The following is a 6,697-nucleotide window of genomic DNA, read 5'->3' as shown; positions in this document are numbered from 1 at the left end:
GCTGAACTTGGTCGTGGCAGCGATCGAGCAGATCCTCGACGGTATCGGAGGCGGCCTCGACACCGGCTTTCTTACCACGCGACCAGATCAAATATGCCGCTGTCGCGGCGGATGCGGTCGCGGCCACAATTCCCACAACCCAATAGGCTTTCTTACTCACTGTCGTCATTGTCTGATTTCCTTCGGAAGTTGCTTTCCAGTTTATCATGCAGATTCCCTCAATTCCGGCGACGCCGCCGTTTTTTAACTGTGATTTGCCTCACGCTAGACCTATTTTCGGCCTGTTGTTACTCTGACTGTAGGCTCAATCCGCAGGTTCCGTAAATCGAAACTCCTCGAAGTAGACCTCACCTGCCTCGACGAGATCACGGAAGCGCCGCTGGTTCTTGGCAAGCTGGCTGCGATTGGCCTTGAACTCCACAAAGACTATCCGGTCTTCCTCGAACTGCACGCCATCTATGGGCGAGCCCAGAAACCGAAAGCCCTGCGGGTCATAAGGGTACTGCTCCATCAGCGGAAACCACTGCTCGGTGATCTTGCCATAGGTAGTGGAGAGCGAGCGCTGCTGAAAATCGGCATCCGAGAGCTGATCGGAAAGAGCCCGGACGCGTTTGGCCAGGACAGCGATCACCAGAAGCAGGACAAGGCAGACACCAGAGAGCACAAGCAGCGGATTCATAAAACAACCTCCGAGGAAACCCCGGGTGCCCTCTGGGCGTTTATCCGTGGGAGGAATCGGGAACCGCATGGAAGTACCCGCGATTGATTTTTCAAATTATTTTTACCTTTAGTTTCCGCTTTTGAGAGACGAACTGGAGTAACACGATAGTGAAGCTCGTTGCACAGATCAAGCTCCTTGCTTCTTGCCAGCAAAAGCAAGTCCTTCTCGCCACTCTCAAAAAGGCGAATGAGGCTTGCAACCGCATGTCTGAGTTCGCATGGAAAAACAAGTGTTTCAAGCAGTTTGACCTTCACGCCACCTGTTATCACAACATCCGCGAGGAGTTCGGGCTGGCTTCTCAGTTGATTATTCGCTGTAATGCCAAAGTCGCCGACTCTTATAAACTGGATAAGTTCACGAAGCGAGACTTTCGCCCCACGGGTTCTATCGCCTACGATTCCCGCATCTTGACCTTCTTCACACAGGAGAGCCAAATTTCGCTCTGGACGGTTGCCGGACGCGTGAAGATTCCCTTCGCCGCTGGAGAGATTCAGAAAGAAATGCTTCTGACTCAAAAAGGCGAATGCGATCTTTGCTACATCGGTGGTGAGTTTTACTTGGTGGTGGTCTGTGACATTCCAGAAGCTCCGATGCAAGAGGCTACCGAGTTTTTGGGTGTAGACCTTGGCATTGTTCAAATCGCTTCGGACAGCGAAGGAAACCAGTACAGTGGGGAGGCTATCCGCTCCCTCCGTCGCCGAATGCGAAAGCTCAAAGCAGGGCTTCAACACACAGCTAAAAAGCATGGTTCTAAGTCGGCAAAGCGTCACCTTCAAAAGTTGCGCCGCCGTCAGTCTCGGTTCACTCGTTGGGTGAATCACAATATCAGCCGTCGCCTTGTCGAATCGGCGGCTGTCTCTGGTAAGGCAATCGCCCTTGAAGACCTGACAGGTATTCGGGAGTGGGCTTCGGTTATGAACAGAGAAATGCGTTTTGAGCTTGGAAACTGGAGTTTCGATCAGCTTAAACAGTTTGTCACCTACAAGGCGAGACGTGCGGGAGTGCCCGTGGTTCTGGTTGACCCACGCAACACCTCCCGTACTTGTTCTGTCTGTGGCTACTGCGATAAGCATAATCGAAAATCTCAATGCAAATTCCAATGTTTAGAATGTGGCCTTGAACTCAATGCAGACTGCAATGCAGCTCTGAATATTGCGTTCAAGGCACGGGGCGATGTAACTCGCCCTATAGACGGGGAAGCGGGCAACGCGAAGGTTGGTACCTTCGGAAAGCCTGCCTCCACTGTCAAAGCCTCCGGGTACCCTCTGGGTGCTTAGCTGGAGGATAAGTTACAGCCACAGTGTACAATACGGCATGATCGTTCCGTTTCTCAAAGACGCCGCGTTTCTCGCCGACGTGGACGCCGCGTGCGCCAGCCAGCCTGAGGCGCTCCATCTCTGGTGGCTCGGCCAGAGCGGCTATCTGGTGATCCATGGCCAGACACGCCTCCTCCTCGACCCGTATCTCTCCGACTCGCTGACGGAAAAATACGCCGCTACGGACAAGCCCCACACCCGCCTGACGGAGCGCGTGATCGCCCCGGAGCTTCTGACGCAGATCTCACTTATTACCAGCAGTCACAACCACACGGATCATTTAGATGCCGAGACACTCCTTCCGATTTTCGCCACAAACCCTGAGGCAGTACTCGTTCTTCCTGAGGCAAACACCAAGTTTGCCTCAGAGCGCCTGGGCTGGCAAACAGATGATCTACGCTTGAGGGATGTGGAGGTCGGCAATACCGTCAAGCACTCTGGTGTGTACGTCACGGCGGTCCCCGCGGCACACGAAGATTTGCTCCCCTGCTACGCCGGATTTATCATCGCGATCGGCCCGTGGGCGCTCTATCACAGCGGTGATACGATTCCTTATGAGGGCATGGAAGCTCTACTTGCTCTCTACTCCCCCACCCTCGCGCTGCTGCCGATCAATGGTCGCCTCCCCGAGCGCCATGTCTCGGGTAACCTCTGGGGCGATGAGGCTGCGACTCTGGCGAAAGCCATTGGGGCCAAGCTTGCGATTCCGGGCCACTACGAAATGTTCTCCTTCAACACCGAGTCTCCCGAACTCTTTATCGCCACGTGTGAGCGCCTCGGGCAGCCGTATCGCGTGCTTCGTGCGGGCGAGCGGCTCACGCTCAACTAAAAATCTATGCCGACACGTCTCCACTACTACCTTGACCACCTGCGCTCCGGCTACTGGTTCCTCCCACTCGCCTTTTCCGTAGGAGCGGTTGTTCTCGCGCGAGTGCTTCTCGCTTTGGATGCTGCCATTCCCGATGCTGCTCTGGCCCATAGCCCGTTTTTATATATTGGTCCGGCGGAGACGGAGCGCAACACACTCCTCACAGTTGCCACGACGACGCTGAGTGTGGCGGGCGTGGTGTTCTCGCTCACCACGGTTCCCCTCTCGATTGCAGCCTCACAGTACGGCTCGCGGCTGTTGCGCAACTTCCTACGCGACACGATCACGCAGGTAACGCTGGCGGCGTACTTTGGGACATTTGTCTACTGCCTCGCGGTGCTCTTCACGCTCTCGCCGGAGGGGGATATTCCCAACCTGCCGCACATTGCCACCACGGGTGCGCTAGCGCTGGCGCTAGCCTGTTTTGCGCTATTGGTCTTCTTTATCCACAATGTTGCGGCTTCGCTCCAGGCTCCTGTGGTGATTGATGAGGTCGCCGACGACGTAGAGCGCGCGATTGCGGCCTTTGCCCTGCCGAGCCTCCACGAGCTCCCGATTCCGAAACCTGAGGGCACGCCGCTAGTGGCTCGCACTACGGGCTACGTGCAGGCCATAGACGACGTCGGTCTGATCCAGCTTGCCACCGAGCAAAGCACTCAGGTGCAGCTTCGCGTCCAGCCCGGCTCCTACGTCGGCGATGGGGAGACTATCGGCTGGGTGCAGGATGGGCTTGCAGGAGATCCCCTGCGCTTTATCGTCATCGGTTCCCAGCGGCTCCCGAACCAGGACATCGAGTTTGGCTTGAACCAGCTGGTGGAGATCGCGGTACGGGCGATGTCCCCTGCGATCAACGACCCGTTTACGGCGATCAACTGCCTGGACCGCTTGGGCGTTTTGCTCAGCCACACGCTGCGCCACGGTCTCCCCTCCCCCTGTCGCACCGATGCAAGCGGCACGCTACGCCTTATCCGCCCCGTCCCTACGTTCGAGAGCCTCTGCGGGGCGGCGTTTCATCTGATCCGGCAGTACAGCCGGGGCTGCGCTGAGGTGCTGATTCGGATCATGGATGCACTGGTCTTTGTCTCGGAGCACGCTACGCTCACGCCAGAGCAGCGCGGGGTGCTCCGTACCCATGCGCAAGCCGTCCAAGCCGAAGCGACGGGCCTTCCCAACCTGGCAGACCGTGAGCGAGTTTTAGAGCGCTGTGCAAATTTCCTGATAGAATAGCCGCTGGAGCGGGACGGGTGGTCGCAGGGAGCGCAAGCTGTCTGAGGAAAGTCCGGGCTTCGCAGGGCAGGGTGCAGGTTAACGGCCTGGCGGGGCGACCCGACGGAAAGTGCAACAGAAAGATACCGCCGCGCATTTTTGTGCGGTAAGGGTGAAATGGTGCGGTAAGAGCGCACCGGCGGTGCGGTGACGTACCGGCCCGGCAAACCCCACTCGAAGCAAGGTCAAGGAAGGTGCTGACGCGGCTCGCCGAGCCTTCCGGTAGACCGCAAGAGGCGCACGGTAACGGGCGTCGCAGATAGATGACCACACAAACACAGAACCCGGCTTATAGGCCCGCTCCAAACTCCGCCCCCTAACCCCCGTCTGACGAGGGTTAGGGGGGAAACCTATTTTTTTGTGCTGAGCCGTCCTGGCTTGGGATCGGGGAGCTTCACGGGCTTTGCTTTCCCCAGAAGTGCCTTCACGGCGGCTTCTAGCTGAGGATCTCGGCCTGCGAGCTCATCGGCAAGGCTGATCTCGATCTTGGTATCGGGCTCCGCGCCGGTGTGCTCCTGGTTCACTCCGTCGGTCACGCGCCACCAGCCACGACCAGGTGTGCGAATCTGGGAGCCATCCAGTAGTGTGGAAGCTCCGGTTGAGACCACCGCTCCGAAGGTCGAAATGCCAAAGATCGGGCCACGATCTAGCTGCTTGAAGGCGTGGGCAAAGATCTCCGCGTTGGAGTAGCTGTTCTCATTGATCAGCAGGCCCGCAGGCTTGCGCCAGGGGTAGTAGGGAAGTCGGTCTGTCGGGTAGCCGGGAGCGCCGTCGCGAGCAATGGTGTAGGCGTGGCGTGGCTGAGAGAGCATCGTCAGCAAGTAGTCTGCCGTCGAGCCACCCCCATTGTCACGGACATCGATCAGCAAGGCATCGCGTCCATAAGCTTCGGCATAGAGTCCCGCCTCAAACTTATCCTGGCTGAGCTTGTCCATCCCCTGAATGTGGAGATAGGCGAGCTTGCCATCACTAAGCTTGTGGGTTAGCTCCTGACGCGAGGAAGTCCAGTCGTCGTAGAGGAGGCTCCCCACGGCAGTAGTAGCGATCGGGACGATCAAGACCTCGCGCTCTTTACCATCGGTGCCTTTGACGGTCAGCGGAAGCTTCTCCCCCACCGTATCGGCGAGTAGCTCATCCGGGTTGGTGTCTGCGGTGAGGGTGGTTCCCCCAATCGCCACGACAATCTCGCCAGGAAGCAACTTGGACTCTGCACGGTCGGCGGGGCTGCTTTTTAGGACACGCACCACTTTGAGGCCAGGGCCGGTGTAGCTCTCGTCCCAGACCGTTCCCAGCAGGCCCGTCGGGATCGCGGTGGCTCCCCCATCGGAGATAATGCCGGGGGTAATGCCGATATGCGATGAGTTCAGGTGGCCCATGAGCAAGCGGATCACGTCGTAGAAGTCCATCGGGTCCGAGGCAGCGGCGGCGATGGGGCGGTACTTTTCGCGCAGAGCAGGCCAGTCGGCACCATGGAACTTCGGATCGTAGAAGACCTGGTTCATCACTTCCCATGCCTCTTCGAAGACCGCTTTTTGTAGCTCGCGCTTATCTGCCGTCAGCTTGGCCCGGAATGCCACCGGGCGTGCCTCGGGAGCCGCGGGCGAGGCCGCTGCAATCGTGCCGCCCTGTGCGAGATAGAACAGGGTTCCCTTGGCCCAGGTGAGCCCACTCCCTCCCGCCGCCATACGGCGCGGCGGCGGCGCGGGTGCCCCATCGGCAATGGTGGCAAGCTGAATCTCTGGCCCTGCGGAGAACGCGACCAGAGTCGAGCCATCCGGGCTTGCCGTCACCACCGGCCCCGTTTCATTGAACGGCGAGGCGGTGAGGCGGCGCGTTCTCTCATGAATCCTCTCAGCATCCACAACCACACTAGTTCCCCCCCCCGCCCCCGAGTTCGGGGGAGCCAATGGTGGGGCACCAGGGGCAACTGTAGGAGGCGCAGTTGGTGGGCCGCTGGGTTTCTTCTTTTCCTTCAGCCGTTGCCAGCCCTCGGGCGTGCGCTCATCGTCGTCTTTCTTTAGGTAGACCCAGAAGATATCGAACTGTCGCTCGGCGCGCTCGCTCATCCAGATCAGCTTACTCCCATCGGGCGAGAACGACGGTGCATAGTCGTTGCGCGGGTGGCGGCTGACATTGATGGGCTTGCTACCCGGCTCAAGCGAGAGCACAAAGATCTCACTGTTGAACTCTTCGTCCTCCGCAGAGAAGGTCAGCCACTTGCCGTCGGGCGACCAGTTGATCTCTTGCAGGTTCAGGACTTTGATCACTACTTTGTCGTTTTTACCGTCGGCATCGGCGATAACCAGCTCGCCCTTGCCGCGACCGTAGGCCAGCTTCTTCCCATCGGGCGAGAAGTGTGGGCTGCTCTCGGGGGCGGCTGTGCTGGTGAGGCGCGTGCTGGTGCGCTTGAGCGACTTGCTAAGCTTGGGCTCGTCAGTGTCGGTGCTGGTAAGAGCGTAGAAGTCACCGTCTTTGACATAGATCAGAGTCTTGCCGTCGGGTGACCAGGCAAGATCACTCTCGCGC

General features: G+C 58.6%; 5 protein-coding genes and 1 other RNA gene. 4 read left to right on the top strand and 2 right to left on the bottom strand.

Annotation, left to right across the window (positions count from 1 at the left end; genetic code table 11):
• Nucleotides 1–304 precede the first annotated feature (304 nt).
• Nucleotides 305–679 carry a Holliday junction resolvase-like protein gene (locus RMO15_RS22900; RefSeq protein ID WP_309717765.1) on the bottom strand — a complete coding sequence of 125 codons (375 nt, stop codon included), beginning with the start codon at nucleotides 677–679 and terminating at the stop codon, nucleotides 305–307.
• Between the two features lie 149 nt (nucleotides 680–828).
• Between RMO15_RS22900 and RMO15_RS22895 the strand changes: the two genes are divergently transcribed.
• From RMO15_RS22895 to rnpB, 4 genes are all read left to right on the top strand, one after another.
• Complete coding sequence (locus RMO15_RS22895) at nucleotides 829–1,998, top strand: transposase (RefSeq protein ID WP_309717762.1); 1,170 nt, start codon at nucleotides 829–831, stop codon at nucleotides 1,996–1,998.
• A gap of 37 nt (nucleotides 1,999–2,035) precedes the next feature.
• A complete protein-coding gene (locus RMO15_RS22890) occupies nucleotides 2,036–2,866 on the top strand; it encodes an MBL fold metallo-hydrolase (RefSeq protein ID WP_309717759.1) in 831 nt (276 codons plus the stop codon).
• 6 nt (nucleotides 2,867–2,872) lie between these two features.
• On the top strand, nucleotides 2,873–4,132 hold the full coding sequence (locus RMO15_RS22885; protein ID WP_309717756.1) for a DUF2254 domain-containing protein: 1,260 nt from the start codon (nucleotides 2,873–2,875) through the stop codon (nucleotides 4,130–4,132).
• Nucleotides 4,133–4,137: 5 nt separating this feature from the next.
• An RNA gene (rnpB, locus tag RMO15_RS22880) (RNase P RNA component class A) lies at nucleotides 4,138–4,479 on the top strand.
• Nucleotides 4,480–4,521: 42 nt separating this feature from the next.
• Here the strand turns inward: rnpB and RMO15_RS22875 are convergent.
• On the bottom strand, nucleotides 4,522–6,697 hold a 2,176-nt coding region (locus RMO15_RS22875), incomplete at its 5' end, for a S41 family peptidase (protein ID WP_309717753.1).

It is taken from the genome of Armatimonas sp. (assembly GCF_031410135.1).
Lineage (GTDB): Bacteria > Armatimonadota > Armatimonadia > Armatimonadales > Armatimonadaceae > Armatimonas.
The sequence above is the reverse complement of the archived record's forward strand: the minus strand, read 5'-3'. Positions and strand labels throughout refer to the sequence as shown.